Origin of the sequence: Burkholderia lata, assembly GCF_902499025.1 — a bacterium.
GTDB classification, from domain to species: domain Bacteria; phylum Pseudomonadota; class Gammaproteobacteria; order Burkholderiales; family Burkholderiaceae; genus Burkholderia; species Burkholderia lata_C.
In genome coordinates, this window is sequence record NZ_CABVPW010000005.1 from 126,901 (window position 1) to 147,536 (window position 20,636).

Here is a 20,636-nt window from a genome sequence, read left to right on the forward strand (position 1 = left end):
AAGGCCTGTCGTCGATATCGGCAGGCCGTGAGGGCACGGCGCTTTTTCAATTCATGCGCCGCGTCGCGGCGCATTCCGCGTAAATGGATCTATCGATGCAATCCGAAGCTCAATCCCCACGCAGCAGTCAGATTTGTTCAACCGAGCCGGTGTTCGGCGGGCATCAGCCGCGCCGTGTATCGCATGCGGTGGATGTCCGCTGGGGCGGGCAGCTCGTGACGATCGGCGGCAACGCGCCGGTGCGCGTGCAGTCGATGACGAATACCGACACGGCCGACGCGATCGGCACGGCCATCCAGATCAAGGAACTCGCGAATGCGGGCTCCGAACTGGTGCGCATCACGGTCAACACGCCCGAGGCAGCGGCCGCCGTGCCGGCGGTTCGCGAGCAGCTCGACCGCATGGGCGTGACCGTACCGCTCGTCGGCGATTTCCACTACAACGGCCATCTGCTGCTGCGTGACTACCCGGGCTGCGCCGAGTCGCTGTCGAAGTACCGGATCAACCCGGGCAACGTCGGCCAGGGCGCGAAGCGCGATACGCAGTTCGCGCAGATGATCGAGGCCGCGGCCAAGTACGACAAGCCGGTACGGATCGGCGTGAACTGGGGCAGTCTCGACCAGGACCTGCTCGCGCGCATGATGGACGAGAACGGTGCGCGTTCGCAGCCGTGGGATGCGCAGAGCGTGATGTACGAGGCGCTGATCCAGTCGGCGATCGGCTCGGCCGAGCGTGCGGTCGAACTGGGCCTCGGCCGCGACCGCATCATTCTGTCGTGCAAGGTCAGCGGCGTGCAGGACCTGATCGCCGTGTACCGCGAGCTCGCCCGCCGCTGCGGCTTCGCGCTGCACCTCGGGCTGACCGAGGCTGGCATGGGATCGAAGGGCATCGTCGCGTCGACGGCTGCACTCGGCGTGCTGCTGCAGGAAGGGATCGGTGACACGATCCGCATCTCGCTGACGCCGGAACCGGGCGCGTCGCGCACGGGCGAGGTGATCGTCGGCCAGGAAATCCTCCAGACGATGGGCCTGCGCTCGTTCGCACCGATGGTGATCGCGTGCCCGGGTTGCGGCCGTACGACGAGCACGCTGTTCCAGGAGCTCGCGATGCAGATCCAGACCTACCTGCGCGAACAGATGCCGGCCTGGCGCAAGGAGTACCCGGGCGTCGAGAAGATGAACGTCGCGGTGATGGGCTGCATCGTCAACGGCCCGGGCGAATCGAAGCACGCGAACATCGGCATCAGCCTGCCGGGCTCGGGCGAAAACCCGGCCGCGCCCGTCTTCATCGACGGCGAGAAGGTCAAGACGCTGCGCGGCGAGCGGATCGCCGAGGAATTCCAGCAGATCGTCAGCGACTACGTCGCACGCAACTACGGCCGCGCTGAGGCCACGAACTAATTCGTCCACACACACGATGACTCAACAAAAACGCAAGATTGAGAAGCTCACCGGCGTCAAGGGCATGAACGACATCCTTCCGCAGGATGCCGGCCTTTGGGAGTTCTTCGAAGCCACCGTGAAATCGTTGCTGCGCGCATACGGTTACCAGAACATCCGTACGCCGATCGTCGAGCACACGCAGCTCTTCACGCGCGGCATCGGTGAGGTCACCGACATCGTCGAAAAAGAGATGTACAGCTTCACCGACGCGCTGAACGGCGAGAACCTGACGATGCGCCCGGAAAACACCGCGGCGGTCGTGCGCGCGTCGATCGAGCACAACATGTTGTACGACGGCCCGAAGCGCCTGTGGTACATCGGCCCGATGTTCCGTCACGAGCGTCCGCAGCGCGGCCGCTACCGCCAGTTCCACCAGGTCGGCGTCGAGGCGCTCGGCTTCGCGGGCCCCGATGCGGATGCCGAGATCATCATGATGTGCCAGCGCCTGTGGGACGACCTCGGCCTGACCGGCATCAAGCTCGAGATCAACTCGCTCGGCCTCGCCGAAGAGCGCGCCGCGCACCGCGTCGAACTGATCAAGTACCTCGAGCAGTTCGCCGACGTGCTCGACGAGGATGCCAAGCGCCGCCTGTATACGAACCCGCTGCGCGTGCTCGACACGAAGAATCCCGCGCTGCAGGAAATCGCGCAAAACGCGCCGAAGCTGATCGACTTCCTCGGCGACGAATCGCGCGCGCACTTCGAAGGGCTGCAGCGCCTGCTGCTCGCGAACAACATTCCGTTCAAGATCAACCCGCGTCTCGTGCGTGGTCTGGACTACTACAACCTGACCGTGTTCGAGTGGGTGACCGACAAGCTCGGCGCGCAGGGTACGGTTGCGGCCGGCGGCCGCTACGATCCGCTGATCGAGCAGCTCGGCGGCAAGCCGACCGCTGCGTGCGGCTGGGCGATGGGCATCGAGCGGATCCTCGAACTGCTGAAGGAAGATGATCTCGCGCCCGAGCAGGAAGGCGTCGACGTGTACGTCGTGCACCAGGGCGAGACCGCGCGCGAACAGGCGTTCGTCGCGGCCGAGCGCCTGCGCGACACGGGCCTCGACGTGATCTTCCACTGCAGCGCCGACGGCGCGCCGGCCAGCTTCAAGTCGCAAATGAAACGGGCCGACGCAAGCGGCGCCGCGTTCGCGGTGATCTTCGGTGAAGAAGAGGTCGCGAACGGCACGGTGGGCGTGAAAGCACTGCGCGGTGCGGGCGGAGATGGGGAAAAGAACGTTCAGCAGACCGTACCGGTCGAAGGCTTGACCGAATTCCTAATCAATGCGATGGTTGCATCCGCCGAAGACGGCGACGACTGATCGCGCTGGCATCCGCTCGACAAGAAAAGCCTGAACAGGAAGGAATCGCTCGCCGATGAGTTATCACGACGAACAAGAATCGATTGAAAGTGTCAAGGCGTGGTGGGCCCGCTGGGGCAACCTCACCACGTGGATCGTGCTCGCGGCGCTCGTCGTCGCGGCCGGTTTCAACGGCTGGAACTACTGGCAGCGCCGTCAGGCCGCCGAGGCGTCCGGGCTGTACGAGCAGGTCCAGAAGGCTGCCGCCGCGAACGACAAGGCGACGATGGCTCGCGCGGCCGCCGACATGGAAGACAAGTTCGGCAGCACGCCGTATGCGCAGATGACGGCGCTTTCCGCTGCGAAGACGCTGTACGCAGCCGGCGACGCGGCAGGTGCGAAGGCGCAGCTGCAATGGGCCGTCGATCACGCCAAGGATGACGAGTACAAGCAGATCGCGAAGCTGCGGCTCGCGTCGCTGCTGCTCGACGAGAAGGCGTACGACGCGGGCCTCGCGCTGCTGTCGGGCACGCCGGTCGATGCATTCAAGGGCCTCGTGGCCGATCGCCGCGGCGATCTGCTTGCCGCGCAAGGCAAGACCGACGACGCGCGCGCCGCTTACAAGCTCGCGCTCGACGGCCTGTCGAAGGACGACCAGTCTGCGCGTCAGCTCGTGCAGTTCAAGCTGGACGCGCTCGGCGGCTGAACCCCGGTCCCCTCAACCTCTTAACTCTGCTTCGCTAACCGATGAATTTGCTGAAACGTTACGCTGTGCCCGTTGCCTGCGCGGCGGCTGTCCTCGCATTGGCGGCCTGCTCGTCGTCGAAGGACGCGCGCCGCGTGCCGACGCCGCTCACCGAGTTCAAGCCCGTGATGGACGTGCAACAGGTCTGGAAGGCGAGCGTCGGCAAGGGCGGGCGCTACCTGTTCTCGCCGGTGGCCGTGGGCGACGCCGTCTATGCGGCGGGCGAAAACGGTTCGGTCGAGAAGATCGACGCGAAGACGGGCCAGACGCTCTGGCGCGCGAAGGTCGGCTCCGACCTGTCGGCCGGTGTCGGCAGCGACGGCAACCTGACCGCGGTCGGTGCGCTGAAGGGTGGCGTGTTCGTGCTGGGCCCGGACGGCAAGCAACTGTGGAAAACCAGCGTGCAGGGCGAGATCTTCTCGCCGCCGCTCGTGGGCAACGGCCTCGTGGTCGTCCGCACGATCGACGGCCAGGTGATCGCGTTCGACGCGCAGACGGGCGAACAGAAGTGGAACTACCGCAACCGCGCGGTGCCGCTGAACCTGCGCGTGTCGGCCGGCATGACGTTCGCGGGTGACGCGGCGGTGCTGGCGGGCTTCCCGGGCGGCGGGCTGGTCGCGATCAACCTGCAGACGGGCGAGCCGTTCTGGCAGACGCCGGTGTCGTTCCCGAAGGGCGTGACCGAGGTCGAGCGCATCAACGACGTCAGCGGCCCGCCGACGCTCGTGGGCGCGGAAGCCTGCGCGGTGACGTTCCAGGGTCAGCTCGGCTGCTTCGATGCGAACTCGGGCCGCCCGCTGTGGGAAAAGGCGTTCTCGAGCCGTAGCGGCCTCGCGCAGGACGATTCGGTGGTCGCCGGCGGCGACGACTGGTCGGTCGTGACGGCGTACGACGCCGCCTCGGGCAACCAGCTGTGGCGCAACGACAAGCTGAAGAGCCGTGACGTCGGCGTGCCGTATCTGCTCGGGCACGCGGTCGTGATGGGCGATTACAAGGGCTTCGTGCACTTCCTGTCGCGCGAAGACGGCAGCTTCATCGCACGGATGAAGACCGACGGCAGCGCGATTACGGCGGCACCGGTCCTCGCGGGCAATACGCTCGTCGTGCAGACGAAGGACGGCGGCCTGTACGGATTCCGTCCGCGCTGACGCGCAGGAAACAGGCGCGGCCGCGGCGCGACGGGCTTGTCCCGCGCGCCGCGGCCGTGCGACTTGAAGGCGGCCGGTGCTCCCGGCCGCTCGGTATTTGAAAGGCAGTTCGAGACGAAAGACGATGGCGCGCAACGCGCGCCAGGCGCGCGCATCCGGCGCGGCGCGAATTCGTGATATTTTCATTCAGCGCAGCCGCCCGCAGCAGCGGGCCTCCCGCTGCTGCGCTTCACCGTAGAAAACACAGATGAAACCGGTCATTGCCCTCGTTGGGCGCCCCAATGTGGGGAAATCCACGCTGTTCAACCGGCTCACGCGCTCGCGTGATGCGCTGGTTGCCGACTTGCCAGGCCTGACGCGCGATCGCCATTACGGCGAAGGGCGCGTCGGCGAGCGGCCTTACCTGGTCGTCGATACGGGCGGCTTCGAGCCCGTCGCGAAGGACGGCATCCTGCACGAGATGGCGCGCCAGACGCGGCAGGCCGTCGAGGAAGCCGACGTCGTCGTGTTCATCGTCGACGGCCGCAACGGGCTCGCGCCGCAGGACAAGTCGATCGCCGACTACCTGCGCAAGACCGGCCGGCCGATCTTCCTGGTCGTCAACAAGGCCGAGGGGATGAAGTACACGGCGGTCGCGACGGACTTCTACGAGCTCGGGCTCGGCGATCCGCGCGCGATCTCGGCCGCGCACGGCGACGGCGTCACCGACATGATCAACGAGGCGCTGGAAGTCGCGTACGCGGGTCAGCCGGAGGAAGCGGACGAGGACGACCCGTCGCGCGGCATCAAGATCGCGATCGTCGGCCGTCCGAACGTGGGCAAGTCGACGCTCGTGAACGCGCTGATCGGCGAAGATCGCGTGATCGCGTTCGACATGCCGGGTACGACGCGCGATTCGATCTACGTCGACTTCGAGCGTAACGGCAAGAAATACACGCTGATCGACACGGCCGGCCTGCGCCGCCGTGGCAAGGTGTTCGAGGCGATCGAGAAATTCTCGGTCGTGAAGACGCTGCAGTCGATCTCCGACGCGAACGTCGTCATTCTTCTGCTGGATGCGCAGCAGGACATTTCCGACCAGGACGCACACATCGCCGGCTTCGTCGTCGAGCAGGGCCGCGCGCTCGTGATCGGCGTCAACAAGTGGGACGGCCTCGACGAGCATGCGCGCGATCGCGCGAAAGCGGATTTGACCCGCAAGCTCAAATTCCTCGACTTCGCGAAATCGCACTACATTTCGGCCGCGAAGAAGACCGGCATCGGCGCGCTGATGCGCTCGGTCGACGACGCGTACGCGGCGGCAATGGCGAAGCTGCCGACGCCGAAGCTCACGCGCGCGCTGATCGAGGCCGTCGAGTTCCAGCAGCCGCGTCGTCGCGGCCCGGTGCGTCCGAAGCTGCGCTACGCGCACCAGGGCGGCCAGAATCCACCGTTGATTGTCATCCACGGTAACGCGCTCGATGCGGTGACCGAAACGTACAAGCGTTACCTGGAAAACCGATTCCGCGAAACTTTCTCACTCACCGGGACTCCATTGCGCATAGAGTTCCGTTCGTCGAACAACCCGTACGCGGACAAGGGCTGAAGCACGCCCCGCAAGGGCTAGGCCGCATGGCCTACGCCCGGGCGGGGCAGGCAAAATCGGCTATAGTGTAGCGATTGGCGCCGGATCTCTTTTTCTTCGCCGCCAATCCAGATCAACCTGCAAAAAAAGATGGAGTACGCCATGAGCAACAAAGGGCAATTGTTACAAGACCCGTTTTTGAACGCACTGCGCAAAGAGCACGTTCCCGTTTCGATCTACCTCGTCAACGGCATCAAGCTTCAAGGGAACATTGAATCGTTCGACCAGTACGTCGTGTTGCTCCGTAATACGGTGACCCAGATGGTGTACAAGCACGCCATCTCGACGGTCGTGCCGGCGCGCCCGGTGAATTTCCACCCGGACGCGGAAGCCTCGTCCTAACCTATCGCAGCGGCCGGCATCCGGTCGCCGCGAGCGACCGATGCCAGCCGCCTTATCTTGACACCTGAAAATTTGATCAACGCAGCGCTCGTCGGCATCGATTTCGGCAAGACCGATTTCGAAGCCAGTCTCGAAGAACTCAGTCTTCTCGCCTCCAGCGCGGGGGCCCGTCCCGCAGTCACCCTCACGGGTCGTCGCTCCAGTCCCGATGCCAAGATGTTCATCGGCAGCGGCAAAGCCGAAGAACTCCGGCTCGCCTGCGACGCGCACAACGTCGAAATCGTCATCTTCAATCACGCGCTTGCGCCAGCCCAGCAACGTAATCTGGAGCAGGCACTTAACAGGCGCGTGGTCGATCGCACCAGCCTCATCCTCGACATCTTTGCACAGCGTGCCCGCAGCCACGAAGGCAAGCTGCAGGTCGAACTCGCGCAGCTTCAGTACCTGTCGACGCGGCTCATTCGCGCGTGGACCCACCTTGAACGGCAGAAGGGTGGTATCGGACTGCGCGGCCCTGGCGAAACCCAGCTCGAAACCGACCGCCGGCTGATCGGCGAACGCATCAAGATGCTGAAGTCGCGTCTCGACCGGCTGCGCCGGCAACACAGCACGCAACGCCGGCAGCGCGCGCGCAGCGGCACGATGTCGGTGTCGCTCGTCGGCTATACGAACGCGGGCAAGTCGACGCTGTTCAATGCGTTGACGAAAGCCCAGGCCTACGCGGCCGATCAGCTGTTCGCCACGCTCGATACGACGTCGCGGCGCGTGTACCTCGGCGACGAGGTGGGCCAGATCGTCGTGTCGGATACCGTCGGGTTCATCCGCGAGTTGCCTCACCAGCTGGTCGCTGCATTCCGCGCGACTCTCGAGGAAACGATCCACGCGGATCTGCTGCTGCACGTGGTCGATGCGTCGAGCGCGGTCAGGCTCGAGCAGATCGAGCAGGTCAATGGCGTACTGCACGAGATCGGTGCGGACACGATCCGGCAGGTGCTGGTGTTCAACAAGATCGACGCCGTGCCTGAGCTGGCGGCCCGCGGCGACGCGGTCGAGCGGGACGAGTATGGTAATATTTCGCGCGTCTTTTTGAGCGCGCGCACCGGTCAGGGTCTTGACGCGTTGCGTGCCGCCATCGCCGAAATCGCCTCCGCGGAACACCTTTCCGGCGCGACGTTACCCGACGTCGCGCTCGACGGCGCCCCCGCTGAACCACACGAAGACCACACGATTTCCGAACACGGGCGCTAACCGGTCCCGGCCGGTTCGCCGGCGTCTAATCTGGTGAACAAACTCTGGTGAACGAATACAACGAGCGGAGTACCTGGCGGCGGATGCGCGCCTTGCTGTCGATCAACGATCCCCGCTGGGGACGCGGCGAAGGCAATGGCAAAGACGGATCCCGTCCCCGCCCGAACGAATCGAAGCGCCCGCAAGGCGGCGACGGCGATGGTCCGCCCGATCTCGACGAGATGTGGCGCAATTTCAACCGGCGCCTGAACGGCCTGTTCGGCGGCAAGGGCGGCAACGGTTTCCGTCCTGACAACGGGCGAGCCGCGCGAGTCGGCGTCGGCATCGTGATCGGCGTGCTGGTCGCGGTCTACGCGGGCAGCGGGCTGTTCGTCGTGCAGGACGGCCAGACGGGCGTCGTGCTGCAGCTCGGCAAGCTGTCGGGCACGGTCGGCCAGGGCGTGCACTGGCGCGCGCCGTATCCGTTCGCGTCGCACGAGATCGTCGACACGTCGCAGGTCCGCTCGATCGAGATCGGCCGCAACAACGTCGTGCGTCTCGCGAACGTGAAGGAAGCGGCGATGCTGACGCGCGATGCCGACATCGTCGACGTGCGCTTCATCGTCCAGTACCGGATCCGTTCCGCGACCGATTACCTGTTCCGCAGCGTCGACCCCGAGCGCAGCGTGTCGCAGGCCGCCCAGGCCGCGGTGCGTGCGATCGTCGGCACGCGCAGTGCGGCCGACGTGCTGAACCAGGACCGCGACGCGCTGCGCGAGCAGCTCTCCGCCGCGATCCAGCGCGATCTCGATCGCTACCAGTCGGGGCTCGAGGTGACGGCCGTCACGATGCAGAGCGTTGCGGCGCCCGAGCAGACGCAAGCCGCGTACGGTGAAGTCGCGAAGGCACGCGAAGAGCGCGAGGCCGCGAAGCGCGCCGCGCAGGCGTATGCCAACGACCTGCTGCCGAAGGCGCAGGGCGATGGCGCGAAGCTCGTCGACGAAGCGAAGGCGTATGCCGATCGCGTGGTCACGGAAGCCGAAGGCGATGCGGACCGTTTCAAGCAGGTCTATGCGCAGTACTCGAAGGCGCCGGCGGTGATCCGCGAGCGGATGTATCTCGAGACGATGCAGGAAATCTATTCGAACTCGACGAAGGTGTTCGTCGGCAACAAGGGTGGCAACAGCGTCGTGTATCTGCCGCTCGACAAGCTCGTCGAGCAGGGGCGACAAAACGCCGCGGCGTCCACTGGTGCATCCGCACCCGATGCGGCGTCGGCACCGGCGGCTGTCGCGCCGGCTGCAGCGGCACCCGCGAGCGCTGCGTCGGCTGTGGCGGCGTCGGGCAACGACGTGCTGCGATCGCGTGAGGCGTTTCGCAGCCGGTCGCGCGAAGACGATCTGAAGTAACGGGAGCGCAGAACATGAACCGAATCATTGCGCTCGTCGTCGCAATCGTGATCGTTGCCTTCGCGGCATCCTCGACAGTCCTTACAGTCGATCCGCGCCATACGGCCGTGCTGTCGGGGCGTGATGGCGCGCAGCCCGAACTGGCGGGCCCCGGCATCCATTTCAAATTGCCGCCGCCGCTGCAGACGGCCACGCTGATCGACACGCGCCTGCAATCGCTCGAGTCGTCGGATCCGCTGCAACTGGCAACGCAAGACAAGCACGACCTGCTCGTCTCCTACGCGGTGAAGTACCGGATCAGCGATCCGATGAAGTATTTCACGGTGACGGGTGGCGACCCGGCGGCAGCCGGCGACCGTCTGGCCGGTGCGCTGAAGAGCGCACTCGGCGACGCGTTCGGCAAGCGCGCGCTCGACGACGCGCTCGGCGGCCAGCGTGCGATCGCCGATGCAGCCCGTGACGAAGTGAAGGCGAAGGCATCCGGTTTTGGTGTCGACGTAGTCGACGTCCAGCTGACGCGCGTCGACTTGCCGGCCGCGCAGACCGACGCCGTCTATCAGCGGATGATCGGCGCGCTGCGCGACCAGGCAGCACAGGTGCGTGCCGAAGGCGCGTCCGACGTCGAGCAGATCAAGGCCGACGCCGAACGCGAACAGCAGGCCGTGCTCGCGAATGCGTATAAATCCGCACAGACGATCAAGGGCGAGGGCGACGCGAAGGCCGCGACGATTGCCGCCGACGCGTTCGGCCGCGATCCGCAGTTCTACCAGTTCTACGCGAGCCTGCAGGCTTACCGGAACACGTTCAAGCGCAACGACATCATCGTCGTCGATCCCGACAGCGAATTCTTCCGCTTCATGCGCAGCCCGACGGGCGGTGCCGCACCGGCGGCGCCTGCTCCCCGCAAACATTGACCTTGGGGCGCCGCGTCGAGCGGCGCCGTCGCTCGCATGGACCTGGCTGGCTCGTTGTTGCTCGCAGTAGCGCTGATGCTGATCATCGAGGGGGCGTTCCCCTTCGTGTTTCCCGTCGCCTGGCGCGACACGTTTCGTAGAATAGCTGAGCGGCCGCCGCATCATATCCGGATCGGCGGGCTGATCGTGATGGTGCTCGGGCTCATACTGCTGCTGCTCGCCACCTGACCGGAGACCTGATCCGGACGGCTTATCCGCCGTTCGTCCCGCCCGATTTCAGAATTTCCGATTCACATCGCGGCGCGCGTGTCGCGCGCTGTTTCCCGTCGTAGGACCGTACCGATGTCGACCTGGTTACTTCCCGAGAATATCGCCGACGTACTGCCGTCGGAAGCGCGCAAGATCGAGGAGCTGCGCCGCAGGCTGCTCGACCGCTTCCGTTCGTATGGCTACGAAATGGTGATGCCGCCGCTGCTCGAGTATCTCGAGTCGCTGCTGACGAGCGGCGGCGCCGACCTGCGCCTGCGCACCTTCAAGCTGGTCGACCAGCTGTCGGGCCGTACGCTCGGCCTGCGCGCGGACATCACGCCGCAGGTCGCGCGGATCGACGCGCACCTGTTGAACCGTCAGGGCGTGACGCGTCTTTGCTATGCGGGCCACGTGATGCATACGCGTCCGCGCGGCCTGCACGCGACGCGCGAGCAGATCCAGATCGGCGCTGAAATCTACGGGCATGCCGGGCTGGAGGCCGATCTCGAAATCCAGCAACTGATGCTCGATGCACTGCATCTCGCGGGCCTGTCGCGCATCCGTCTCGATCTCGGCCACGCGGGCGTGCTCGCGGCGCTGCTGGCGCGCGACGCGCAGGCGGCCGAGCGCGGCGAGTCGCTGTACGACGCGCTGTCGGGCAAGGACGTGCCGCTGCTGAATGAGCTCACCGACGATCTCGGCGCCGATACGCGCGCCGCGCTGCGCGCGTTGCCGCACCTCTATGGCGACGCGAGCGTGCTCGCCGAGGCGCGCACGCGCTTGCCGGTGCTGCCCGAAATCACGCGGGCGCTCGACGATCTGGCGCAGCTCGCGGCGCAGGCGAAGGGTGCCGAGGTGGCGATCGATCTTGGTGACCTGCGCGGCTACGCGTATCACAGCGGTGCGATGTTCAGCGCCTACATCGACGGCGTGCCGAACGCGATCGCGCGGGGCGGCCGCTACGACCACGTCGGCCAGGCGTATGGCCGTGCCCGTCCGGCCACGGGTTTCTCGCTCGACCTGCGCGAGCTCGCACGGATTTCGCCGGTCGAGGCGCGCGGCACCGCGATTCTCGCGCCGTGGGCGCAGGACGACGCACTGAGCGCGGCCGTTGCGGCGCTGCGCGATGCGGGCGAGGTCGTGATCCAGGCGCTGCCGGGCCACGATCATGTGCTCGACGAGTTCGCCTGCGACCGTTCGCTCGTCGAGCGCAACGGAGCATGGGTGGTCGAACCCCGATAAACAGGCGTTCGCGGGATGTGCTTCGGCGTGCATATCGTTGAAGCAAAACGGAAAAATTCGGAATCGCCCGCGAACATAGGTAGAATACGTTTTTAACCAGCTAACGAATCAACATGTCTGCCAGCGCAGTGAACGTGACTCCCGGGCGCAATGTCGTCGTCGTGGGAACGCAATGGGGTGATGAAGGCAAGGGCAAGATCGTCGACTGGCTGACGGACCACGCTCAGGGCGTCGTGCGTTTCCAGGGCGGTCACAACGCCGGCCACACCCTCATCATCGGCGGCAAGAAAACGATCTTGCGCCTCATTCCGTCGGGCATCATGCGTGAAGGCGTCGCCTGCTACATCGGCAACGGCGTCGTCCTGTCCCCCGAAGCACTGTTCAAGGAAATCGGCGAGCTGGAAGAAGCCGGCGTGAACGTGCGCGACCGCCTGTTCATTTCCGAAGCCACGACGCTGATCCTGCCGTACCACATCGCGATCGACCAGGCGCGCGAAGCGCGCAAGGGCGCGGGCAAGATCGGTACGACGGGCCGCGGCATCGGCCCTGCGTACGAAGACAAGGTCGGCCGCCGCGCACTGCGCGTGCAGGACCTGTTCGACGCGAAGACCTTCGCCGACCGCCTGCGCGAAAACCTCGATTTCCACAACTTCGTGCTGACCCAGTACCTGGGCGCCGCGGCCGTCGATTTCCAGGCCACGCTCGACACGATGCTCGGTTATGCCGATCGTCTGAAGCCGATGGTGGCCGACGTGTCGCGCCGCCTGTACGACGTGAACAATGCGGGCCAGAACCTGTTGTTCGAAGGCGCACAAGGCACGCTGCTCGACATCGATCACGGCACCTATCCGTTCGTCACGTCGAGCAACTGCGTTGCAGGTGCGGCGTCGGCTGGCGCGGGCGTCGGTCCGCAGAAGCTCAACTACATCCTTGGCATCACGAAGGCGTATTGCACGCGCGTCGGCTCGGGCCCGTTCCCGAGCGAACTGTACGATGCGGACAATCCGCAGCGTCAGGATCAGGTCGGCGTCACGCTCGCGAACGTCGGCAAGGAATTCGGCTCGGTCACCGGCCGTCCGCGCCGCACGGGCTGGCTCGACGCAGCCGCGCTGCGTCGCTCGATCCAGATCAACGGCGTGTCGGGCCTGTGCATGACGAAGCTCGACGTGCTCGACGGTCTCGACGAAGTCAAGCTGTGCGTCGGCTACAAGATCGACGGCAAGGATGCGGACATCCTGCCGCGCGGTGCCGCCGACGTGGCCCGTTGCGAGCCCGTGTACGAAACGTTTGCCGGCTGGAAGGAAAGCACGGTCGGCATCAAGACGTGGGAAGCACTGCCGGCGAACGCGCAGGCTTACCTGACCCGCGTCCAGGAAGTGGCTGGCGTGCCGGTCGACATGGTGTCGACGGGCCCGGACCGCGACGAAACGATCCTGCTCCGCCATCCGTTCAAGGTGTAATGTCCAGATGACGCAGCAAATCACGATGACGGCGGCAGACTTGATGACCGATCCGCGCAACGACGACAAGAACCTGTGGGTAGGTTGGGACGAGTATCACCGTCTGATCGAGCTGCTCGCGCTCCAGGTGCATGCATCGGGCTGGAAGTTCGACCAGATCCTGTGCCTCGCGCGCGGCGGCCTGCGCGTCGGCGATCAACTGTCGCGCATCTACGACGTGCCGCTCGCGATCCTCGCGACGAGTTCTTACCGGGAAGCGGCCGGCACGGAGCAGGGTGACCTCGACATCGCGCAGTACATCACGATGACGCGCGGCAACCTGGCGGGCAACGTGCTGCTGGTCGACGATCTCGTCGATTCGGGCGTCACGCTTGCGCGCGTGCAGGAGCACCTGAAGGAGCGCTATCCGTCGGTGACGGCCGTGCGCTCGGCCGTTCTCTGGTACAAGGGTTGCTCGAAGGTCAAGCCCGACTATCACACGCAGTTCCTGCCGACGAATCCGTGGATTCATCAGCCGTTCGAGGAGTGGGACACGGTTCGCCCGCACAACCTCGAGGCGTGGATCAAGCGCGGTCGCGCACAGCGCGACGGTTCGGGCGCGTAAGCGGCCGGCCGATCGAAGGAAAGCCTTGTACGGCGCCGCTTGCGGCGCCGTTTTTCATTGGGGCGGCATGCGCGCCGGCGTCGCGCATGCCGCGGATCAGGTAGGCAGACGGCGCTGCCGCGGCTATGATTGGCAGCCCTGCCACAGCTCGCGCCGGATTGCATGCGCGGTGTGAATCACGTGGTTACAAGGCAACAGAGCAGGGCGGCGTTTCACGGGGGCGCGAGTAGAATAGCGCTCGTTTTGTCCGACCCGGACCCGATTATTACGCTTCATATGAACGACACGATCCAAGCGACCGACGCAGCACACGCGCCGCATTCGACGCAACAACACTCGATGCGGGCGCTAGCGATAGCAGCCATCGGCGTCGTGTTCGGCGACATCGGCACCAGTCCGCTGTATTCGCTCAAGGAGGCGTTCAGCCCCGCACACGGCATTCCGCTCACCGAAGGATCGATTCTCGGCGTGATTTCGCTGCTGTTCTGGGCAATCATCCTGGTGGTCGGCATCAAGTACCTGCTGTTCGTGATGCGGGCCGACAACAACGGCGAAGGCGGCGTGCTCGCGCTGATGGCGCTGTCGCTGCGGCCGCTCAACTCGAAATCCCGCGTGACGGGCGCACTGATGGCGCTCGGCATCTTCGGCGCCTGCATGTTCTACGGCGACGCGGTGATCACGCCGGCGATCTCGGTGATGTCGGCGGTCGAAGGTCTCGAAATCGCGACGCCGCACCTGTCCCATCTCGTGTTGCCGATCACGATCGTGATCCTGATCGCGCTGTTCTGGATTCAACGTCACGGTACCGCGCTGGTCGGCAAGCTGTTCGGCCCGATCATGGTGTTGTGGTTCATCGTGATCGCGGCGCTCGGCGTGTACCACATCGCGCGCGTGCCGGGCATCATGGCGGCCATCAACCCGTATTACGCGGCGTCGTTCATGGCCGATCACCTGCTGCAGGCCTACGTCGTGCTCGGCTCGGTCGTGCTGGTGCTGACCGGCGCGGAAGCGCTCTACGCGGACATGGGCCACTTCGGCGCGAAGCCGATCCGCATTGCCGCCTACGGGCTCGTGATGCCGTCGCTCGTGCTGAACTACTTCGGCCAGGGCGCGCTGCTGATCCAGAACCCGAAGGCGATCGAGAACCCGTTCTTCCTGCTGGCACCCGATTGGGGGCTGCTGCCGCTCGTCGTGCTGTCGACGGTCGCGACCGTGATCGCGTCGCAGGCAGTGATCTCGGGCGCGTATTCGCTGACGTCGCAGGCTATCCAGCTCGGCTACGTGCCGCGCATGAAGGTGCTGCATACGTCGGAACTCGCGATCGGCCAGATCTACGTGCCGGTCGTGAACTGGCTGCTGCTGTTCGTGATCCTCTGCATCGTCATCGGCTTCAAGAGCTCCGACAACCTGGCGGCCGCGTACGGTATCGCGGTGACGGCGACGATGGTGATTACGACCGTGCTCGCCGCGGTCGTGATGGTGAAGGTGTGGAACTGGAACCGGCTGCTGGTCGGCGCGATCATCGCGGTGTTCCTCGCGGTCGACCTCGGCTTCTTCGGTGCGAACCTGCTGAAGGTCGCGCAGGGCGGCTGGCTGCCGCTCGGCATCGGCGCGCTGCTGTTCTTCCTGCTGATGACCTGGTACAAGGGGCGTCACATCGTCAAGGAGCGCACGGCCGCCGACGGTATTCCGCTCGAGCCGTTCCTGCAGGGGCTGCTCGCGCATCCGCCGCACCGCGTGTCGGGTACGGCGATCTACCTGACCGGCAACGACAAGCTCGTGCCCGTCAGCCTGCTGCACAACCTGAAGCACAACAAGGTGCTGCACGAGCGGACCATTTTCCTCACGTTCGTCACGCGCGACATCCCTTACGTGCGCGACGACAAGCGCCAGACTTCGCGCGATGCGGGCGGCGGGCTGTACATCGTCAAGGCCGAGTACGGCTTCAACGAGACGCCGGACGTGAAGGCCGTGCTCGAGGAATTCGGCCGCACGCACGACATGACGTTCGAGCTGATGGACACGTCGTTCTTCCTCGCGCGCGAAACGGTCGTGCCGACGCACCTGCCCGGGATGTCGATCTGGCGCGAGCGCGTGTTCGCATGGATGCACCAGAACGCGGCGAAGCCGACCGACTTCTTCTCGATCCCGGCGAACCGCGTGGTCGAGCTCGGCACGAAGATCGAGATCTGATCGAGTGCGGCGCGCGGGCCGTTCAGCCGCGCGCCGCCGGGTCCTCCGACCCGGCAATCAGGCCGCGATCGTCCGCATCGCCGGCCGCGAACGTAGCCGCATAGCGCTGCGTATCCCGCGCAACCCAATCCAGATAGCCGCGTATCCAGTACCGGCAGCCGTCGACAAGGCCGCGCACGCGCGTGTCGGCGTGTCGCGCGAGTGCATCGGCGCACAGTACGAAATCGGTGATCTCGTTGCGTACACGCTCGGCCGTGTAGTCGACGCTTGCCTGCAGCGTATGGCCGCTCGACGCGCGGATCAGCACCATGTTCCGGAACTGCCCGGGCTGGCGCGCTTCGATGCCAACGCTCTGGATGTCATTGCTCCAGCAGACGATATGGTTCGCGTGCCGGCACAGCGTCTGGATCTCAGGCCGATGAAACGTATCGGGCGGGACGGCACCGGAATTGGCCGCGTCCGCCAGCGCGAGGCACGGATTCATCCCGCTCGTGTGGCGCCGGATCGTTTCGTATTGCGGCATTGCAACCGGCGCGGCCTTCAGGTGGCCGAGAATCTGCAGCCCGGCCGTGGTGGCCCACAGCCGCATCCCTTGTGCGAAGCGCGCGAAATGTTCGGCCGACAGGCGCGCGCGCAGGCGCTGACACAGATCGAGCCACGCACGCTCGCCATATACGGGCTGGGGGCCGGTACATTCGTAGTCGAGCACATCGATCATCGCGGTCAGGTTGCGCAACGTATCGGGGCCGAGCGGCTCCACGCGATCGACGAACAGGTCGTCGACGAGAAAGAACCACACGAAATAATCTGCGAGCGCCTGCAGCAGGGAAGGATCGGCGTTCGGGTAGCAGCGCGCGGCGAGCCAGCCGTATCGGGTGCGCACGACGCGTTCCCGGTAGGCGTCGCTGATGAACATGCCGTATGCGTCGGCCCATTCGAGCATGCGCGATTCGACTCGCTCGACGTGCGTTGAACAGGCGCCGGCCCACGGCACATCGAAAACGGGAATGCGCAATGCGGCCAGTTCGGTTTTCAGATGGTCTTCTGTCATGGTTCCCCGATCCATTTTTCGCGAATCCGTCCCGGTTTGTCGGCCAGGCGAATACCGGATGCAATGCGTCGCGAATCGATTGCAAACAGCGAGACTGAAAGACGGGAGGCCGGAAATGCACGGCGTGCGCGAGGGCCGCGGAGAACCTTGCCGCTGAGCGGAAAGATCGCTGCGTATTACGGAAGCATCGAAATACTGCCGTTCGCAGATTTATTTTATGTACCGATTGTGAAGCGTCAAGAAAACGTATCTTACAACGCGGATTGTTCAATTCGCCGATTAAACGTGGCGGAATGATGATGAAAACGCGCATATTCGGTTTTCATCGCGGATATTGGAAATGAGTACGACGACTCAACAAAAAAGCCCGCCGGAAGGCGGGCTTTTTCGTGCGTGACGCGTTTCGCGTGCTCAGCGCTTCAGCTTCGCGAACGCCGCGGCCATCGCGCCGGCCGGTTCCGGCTCGCGCGAACGCTGCGGGCGGGCGGCGCCGCGCCCGGCATTGCTGCCGCGATCCTGGCCACCGCGCGCCGACGTGGCAGGCGCCGCATCGTCGTCGAGACGCATCGTCAGCGCAATGCGCTGGCGCTTCACGTCGACGTCGATCACCTTCACCTTGACGACCTGGCCGGCCTTCACGACTTCGTGCGGATCCTTGATGAACTTCGTCGACATCGCCGATACGTGGACGAGGCCGTCCTGGTGGACGCCGATGTCCACGAACGCGCCGAACGCGGCGACGTTCGTCACGACGCCTTCGAGCGTCATGCCCGGCACGAGATCCGACACCTTCTCGACGCCTTCGCGGAACGTCGCGGTCTTGAATTCGGGGCGCGGATCGCGGCCCGGCTTCTCCAGTTCGGACAGGATGTCGCGCACGGTCGGCAGGCCGAAGCGTTCGTCAACAAACTCCGTCGGGGACAGGCCCGACAGTGCTTCGCGGTTGCCGAGCACGTCGTCGATGCGCTTGCTGATCTTCGCGAGCATCCGCTCGACGACCGGATACGCTTCCGGGTGCACCGACGAGCGGTCGAGCGGATTCTCCCCGCCGTTGATGCGCAGGAAGCCGGCGGCCTGTTCGAAGGTCTTGTCGCCGAGGCGCGGCACCTTGCGCAGGTGTTCGCGCGACGGGAACGGCCCGTTCGCATCGCGGTAGTCGACGATGTTGCGCGCGAGCGTCGCGTTCAGACCCGACACGCGGGCGAGCAGCGGGGCCGACGCGGTGTTCGCGTCGACGCCGACCGCGTTCACGCAATCCTCGACGACCGCGTCGAGCGAGCGGGCGAGTTCGCGCTGGTTCACGTCGTGCTGGTACTGGCCGACGCCGATTGCCTTCGGCTCGATCTTCACGAGCTCGGCGAGCGGATCCTGCAGGCGGCGCGCGATCGACACGGCGCCGCGCAGCGACACGTCCATCTCCGGGAATTCCTTCGCGGCCAGCTCGGAAGCAGAGTAAACCGACGCGCCCGCTTCCGACACGACGATCTTCTGCAGGCGCAGTTCCGGGTGCTTCGCGATCAGTTCGCTCGCGAGCTTGTCGGTTTCGCGCGACGCGGTGCCGTTGCCGATGCTGATCAGTTCGGCCTGCGTCTGCGCGGCGATGCGCGCGAGTTTGGCGATCGAGCCGTCCCAGTCGCGGCGCGGCTCGTGCGGGTAGATCGTGTCGGTCGCCAGCACCTTGCCGGTGCGATCGACAACGGCGACTTTCACGCCGGTGCGCAGGCCGGGGTCGAGACCGATCACGGCCTTCGGGCCGGCCGGCGCGGCCAGCAGCAGGTCGTTCAGGTTGCGTGCGAACACGCGGATCGCTTCCGTTTCGGCCGTTTCGCGCAGCTGCGTCAGCAGTTCGTTCTCGATGTGCGGCTGCACCTTCACGCGCCAGCACCAGCGGCAGACGTCGGACAGCCATTTATCGGCCGGGCGGTTCTGGTTCGCGATGCCGAAATGGCGCGCGATCATCGCCTCGCCCGGATGCGGCACCTGCGCGTCGAGCTCTTCGCCGAGGCCGAGCTTGACCGTCAGCACGCCGGCGTTGCGGCCGCGGAACAGCGCGAGTGCGCGGTGCGACGGCACCGTCTTGATCGTTTCCGCGTAATCGTAATAGTCGCGGAATTTCTCGCCTTCCTCGTGTTCCTTGCCCTCGACCACGGCGGACGACACGACACCCTGGTTGTGCAGGTAGTCGCGCAGCTTGCCGAGGAGTTCGGCCGTCTCGCCGAACTGTTCGGACAGGATGTCGCGCGCGCCGTCGAGCGCGGCCTTCACGTCGGCGACGCCCTTGTCGGCGTCGACATACGCGGCTGCCTCGGCCTGCGGGTCGAGCAGCGGGTTCGCGAGCAATGCCTGGGCGAGCGGCTCGAGGCCGGCCTCGCGGGCGATCTGCGCACGCGTGCGGCGCTTCGGCTTGTACGGCAGATATAGATCTTCGAGCACCTGCTTGCTGTCGGCCGCATCGATCGCGGCGCGCAGCTCGTCGGTCAGCTTGCCCTGTTCGTCGATGCTCGACAGGATTGCCGCACGGCGATCCTCGAGTTCGCGCAGATACAGGAGGCGTTCCTCGAGCTGGCGCAACTGCGTGTCGTCCAGGTTGCCGGTCACTTCCTTGCGGTACCGGGCAATGAACGGAACGGTCGAGCCTTCGTCGAGGAGTTGCACTGCCGCCGCGACCTGGCGCGGCTGGACGGACAGTTCGGTGGCGATGCGCTGTACGATCTTGAGTGCTACGGTTTCCGTCATGTCGTGGATGATCTGCCTGCTGAAATCGCGGCGCGGGCCGGCAGGCCCGAAGCGGCGGGCTGCGTGGCGGGCCCGACGGGCCAGATGCCGCGGGTGAGTGAAGCGGGGCATTTTGCCATAAATGGCGGAGCGCCCAGCCGGGGGTGATAGAATTTGACACATGTCCCGCAGCTTTCCTACGACGTTGCCAACTTCCCGAATTTCTCTCGTCGCGCTCGGCGCAGCGCTCGCCGCGGCTTTGTCTGCCGGGCCTTCCGGCGCGTTCGCGCAAGCTTCGGGCGCAACCGCGCCGGCCGCCGCCTCGGCCGCACCCGTGACGGTCACGGCCGCACCGGATTTCGACGCCCGTCAAAAAGTGCTCAATCAACGCTCCGCGGAAAACGATTATCGTTATGCGGTGGCGGAGCACGATTGCTACAGCAAGTTCTTCGTCAATCACTGTCTCGGCAAGGCGCGTGAACAGATGCGCGACGAGCGGGCGAGCATCCGCCAGGAGCAGCTCGCGCTCAACGACGAGCAGCGCGCGGTGCGCGCGCAGCAGCGTGACCAGCAGCAGGCGCTGAAGCAGGCGCAGGATGCGGCGGAAGCGCCGCAGCGCGCGGCGAACGACGCGGCCAACGCCGCTGCGTTCCGCGACAAGCAGGAGCAGAATGCTCTGAAGCAGGCGCAGCGCGGTGCTGAAGGGCCGCAGCGCGCGGCGAGCAAGCAGGCATACGACCAGAAGCAGGGCGACTTCCAGCGCAAGCTCGACCAGGCGCACAAGCAGGCCGCGCAGAAGGCGCAGGAGCGGGCGGACAACGCCGCGCGCTACGAGCAGAAGCAGAAGGAAGCCGTGCAGCACAAGGCCGATGTCGAGCAGCGTCAGAAGGAAGCGGCCGAGAAGGCGCAGCAGAAGCAACAGCAGGGGCAGTAACGTGTTGGATTGATCCGGAATCAGTCTCGTGCGCGCTGGCACG

17 protein-coding genes are annotated in these 20,636 nt (G+C 65.6%); 15 read left to right on the forward strand and 2 right to left on the reverse strand.

The features are described from left to right. Positions 1–95 precede the first annotated feature (95 nt). The 14 genes from ispG (at position 96) to BDI24065_RS06985 (ending at position 15,893) form a co-directional block, all read left to right on the forward strand. The gene (gene ispG / locus BDI24065_RS06920) at positions 96–1,400 is read left to right on the forward strand and encodes a flavodoxin-dependent (E)-4-hydroxy-3-methylbut-2-enyl-diphosphate synthase (RefSeq protein ID WP_175030578.1); all 1,305 of its coding nucleotides are present in this window, start codon (positions 96–98) and stop codon (positions 1,398–1,400) included. A 16-nt stretch (positions 1,401–1,416) separates the two neighbouring features. After that, entirely contained in the window at positions 1,417–2,757 is a 1,341-nt protein-coding gene (hisS, locus tag BDI24065_RS06925; RefSeq protein WP_175030579.1) for a histidine--tRNA ligase, read from the forward strand. Positions 2,758–2,812: 55 nt separating this feature from the next. Continuing rightward, entirely contained in the window at positions 2,813–3,442 is a 630-nt protein-coding gene (locus BDI24065_RS06930) for a tetratricopeptide repeat protein (protein WP_175030580.1), read from the forward strand. Between the two features lie 41 nt (positions 3,443–3,483). Beyond that, on the forward strand, positions 3,484–4,629 hold the full coding sequence (bamB, locus tag BDI24065_RS06935; protein WP_175013609.1) for an outer membrane protein assembly factor BamB: 1,146 nt from the start codon (positions 3,484–3,486) through the stop codon (positions 4,627–4,629). 247 nt (positions 4,630–4,876) lie between these two features. Continuing rightward, positions 4,877–6,214, forward strand: a complete 1,338-nt coding sequence (der, locus tag BDI24065_RS06940; protein WP_175030581.1) for a ribosome biogenesis GTPase Der — start codon at positions 4,877–4,879, stop codon at positions 6,212–6,214. Between the two features lie 141 nt (positions 6,215–6,355). Further along, positions 6,356–6,595, forward strand: a complete 240-nt coding sequence (gene hfq, locus BDI24065_RS06945) for an RNA chaperone Hfq (protein WP_006399927.1) — start codon at positions 6,356–6,358, stop codon at positions 6,593–6,595. A gap of 72 nt (positions 6,596–6,667) precedes the next feature. Further along, positions 6,668–7,843 carry a GTPase HflX gene (gene hflX, locus BDI24065_RS06950; RefSeq protein ID WP_175030689.1) on the forward strand — a complete coding sequence of 392 codons (1,176 nt, stop codon included), beginning with the start codon at positions 6,668–6,670 and terminating at the stop codon, positions 7,841–7,843. Positions 7,844–7,890: 47 nt separating this feature from the next. Then, the gene (gene hflK, locus BDI24065_RS06955; RefSeq protein WP_175030582.1) at positions 7,891–9,231 is read left to right on the forward strand and encodes an FtsH protease activity modulator HflK; all 1,341 of its coding nucleotides are present in this window, start codon (positions 7,891–7,893) and stop codon (positions 9,229–9,231) included. Between the two features lie 14 nt (positions 9,232–9,245). Next, positions 9,246–10,145, forward strand: a complete 900-nt coding sequence (gene hflC, locus BDI24065_RS06960) for a protease modulator HflC (RefSeq protein WP_175030583.1) — start codon at positions 9,246–9,248, stop codon at positions 10,143–10,145. A gap of 36 nt (positions 10,146–10,181) precedes the next feature. Then, a complete protein-coding gene (locus BDI24065_RS06965) occupies positions 10,182–10,373 on the forward strand; it encodes a DUF2065 domain-containing protein (RefSeq protein ID WP_011352254.1) in 192 nt (63 codons plus the stop codon). Positions 10,374–10,487: 114 nt separating this feature from the next. Further along, on the forward strand, positions 10,488–11,636 hold the full coding sequence (locus BDI24065_RS06970; protein WP_011352253.1) for an ATP phosphoribosyltransferase regulatory subunit: 1,149 nt from the start codon (positions 10,488–10,490) through the stop codon (positions 11,634–11,636). A gap of 113 nt (positions 11,637–11,749) precedes the next feature. After that, positions 11,750–13,096: an adenylosuccinate synthase gene (locus BDI24065_RS06975; protein WP_124583593.1), complete on the forward strand. Its 1,347-nt coding sequence runs from the start codon at positions 11,750–11,752 to the stop codon at positions 13,094–13,096. 7 nt (positions 13,097–13,103) lie between these two features. Then, positions 13,104–13,700, forward strand: coding sequence for a phosphoribosyltransferase (locus BDI24065_RS06980; RefSeq protein ID WP_011352251.1), 597 nt, complete (start codon positions 13,104–13,106; stop codon positions 13,698–13,700). 276 nt (positions 13,701–13,976) lie between these two features. Next, entirely contained in the window at positions 13,977–15,893 is a 1,917-nt protein-coding gene (locus tag BDI24065_RS06985; RefSeq protein WP_175030584.1) for a potassium transporter Kup, read from the forward strand. A 22-nt stretch (positions 15,894–15,915) separates the two neighbouring features. On the opposite strand, the gene BDI24065_RS06990 is transcribed toward BDI24065_RS06985, so the two are convergent. Together BDI24065_RS06990 and BDI24065_RS06995 are read right to left on the reverse strand one after the other, a co-directional pair. Then, positions 15,916–16,944 (reverse strand): terpene synthase family protein, encoded by a 1,029-nt coding sequence (locus BDI24065_RS06990; protein WP_175030585.1) that lies wholly within the window; start codon positions 16,942–16,944, stop codon positions 15,916–15,918. Positions 16,945–17,355: 411 nt separating this feature from the next. Next, the gene (locus BDI24065_RS06995) at positions 17,356–19,680 is read right to left on the reverse strand and encodes a Tex family protein (protein ID WP_175030586.1); all 2,325 of its coding nucleotides are present in this window, start codon (positions 19,678–19,680) and stop codon (positions 17,356–17,358) included. A gap of 160 nt (positions 19,681–19,840) precedes the next feature. Between BDI24065_RS06995 and BDI24065_RS07000 the strand changes: the two genes are divergently transcribed. After that, positions 19,841–20,593, forward strand: a complete 753-nt coding sequence (locus BDI24065_RS07000) for a hypothetical protein (protein ID WP_175030587.1) — start codon at positions 19,841–19,843, stop codon at positions 20,591–20,593. Positions 20,594–20,636: the final 43 nt, after the last annotated feature.

Excerpts from the sequence above, each read along its gene's own strand:
- BDI24065_RS06930 (WP_175030580.1), top strand. The coding sequence starts at position 2,813 with ATGAGTTATCACGACGAACAAGAATCGATTGAAAGTGTCAAGGCGTGG.
- BDI24065_RS06985 (WP_175030584.1), top strand. The coding sequence starts at position 13,977 with ATGAACGACACGATCCAAGCGACCGACGCAGCACACGCGCCGCATTCG.
- bamB (WP_175013609.1), top strand. The coding sequence starts at position 3,484 with ATGAATTTGCTGAAACGTTACGCTGTGCCCGTTGCCTGCGCGGCGGCT.
- BDI24065_RS06990 (WP_175030585.1), bottom strand. The coding sequence starts at position 16,944 with ATGACAGAAGACCATCTGAAAACCGAACTGGCCGCATTGCGCATTCCC.
- hfq (WP_006399927.1), top strand. The coding sequence starts at position 6,356 with ATGAGCAACAAAGGGCAATTGTTACAAGACCCGTTTTTGAACGCACTG.
- der (WP_175030581.1), top strand. The coding sequence starts at position 4,877 with ATGAAACCGGTCATTGCCCTCGTTGGGCGCCCCAATGTGGGGAAATCC.
- BDI24065_RS06995 (WP_175030586.1), bottom strand. The coding sequence starts at position 19,680 with ATGACGGAAACCGTAGCACTCAAGATCGTACAGCGCATCGCCACCGAA.
- hisS (WP_175030579.1), top strand. The coding sequence starts at position 1,417 with ATGACTCAACAAAAACGCAAGATTGAGAAGCTCACCGGCGTCAAGGGC.
- BDI24065_RS06980 (WP_011352251.1), top strand. The coding sequence starts at position 13,104 with ATGACGCAGCAAATCACGATGACGGCGGCAGACTTGATGACCGATCCG.
- BDI24065_RS06965 (WP_011352254.1), top strand. The coding sequence starts at position 10,182 with ATGGACCTGGCTGGCTCGTTGTTGCTCGCAGTAGCGCTGATGCTGATC.
- ispG (WP_175030578.1), top strand. The coding sequence starts at position 96 with ATGCAATCCGAAGCTCAATCCCCACGCAGCAGTCAGATTTGTTCAACC.
- BDI24065_RS07000 (WP_175030587.1), top strand. The coding sequence starts at position 19,841 with ATGTCCCGCAGCTTTCCTACGACGTTGCCAACTTCCCGAATTTCTCTC.
- hflC (WP_175030583.1), top strand. The coding sequence starts at position 9,246 with ATGAACCGAATCATTGCGCTCGTCGTCGCAATCGTGATCGTTGCCTTC.
- BDI24065_RS06970 (WP_011352253.1), top strand. The coding sequence starts at position 10,488 with ATGTCGACCTGGTTACTTCCCGAGAATATCGCCGACGTACTGCCGTCG.
- BDI24065_RS06975 (WP_124583593.1), top strand. The coding sequence starts at position 11,750 with ATGTCTGCCAGCGCAGTGAACGTGACTCCCGGGCGCAATGTCGTCGTC.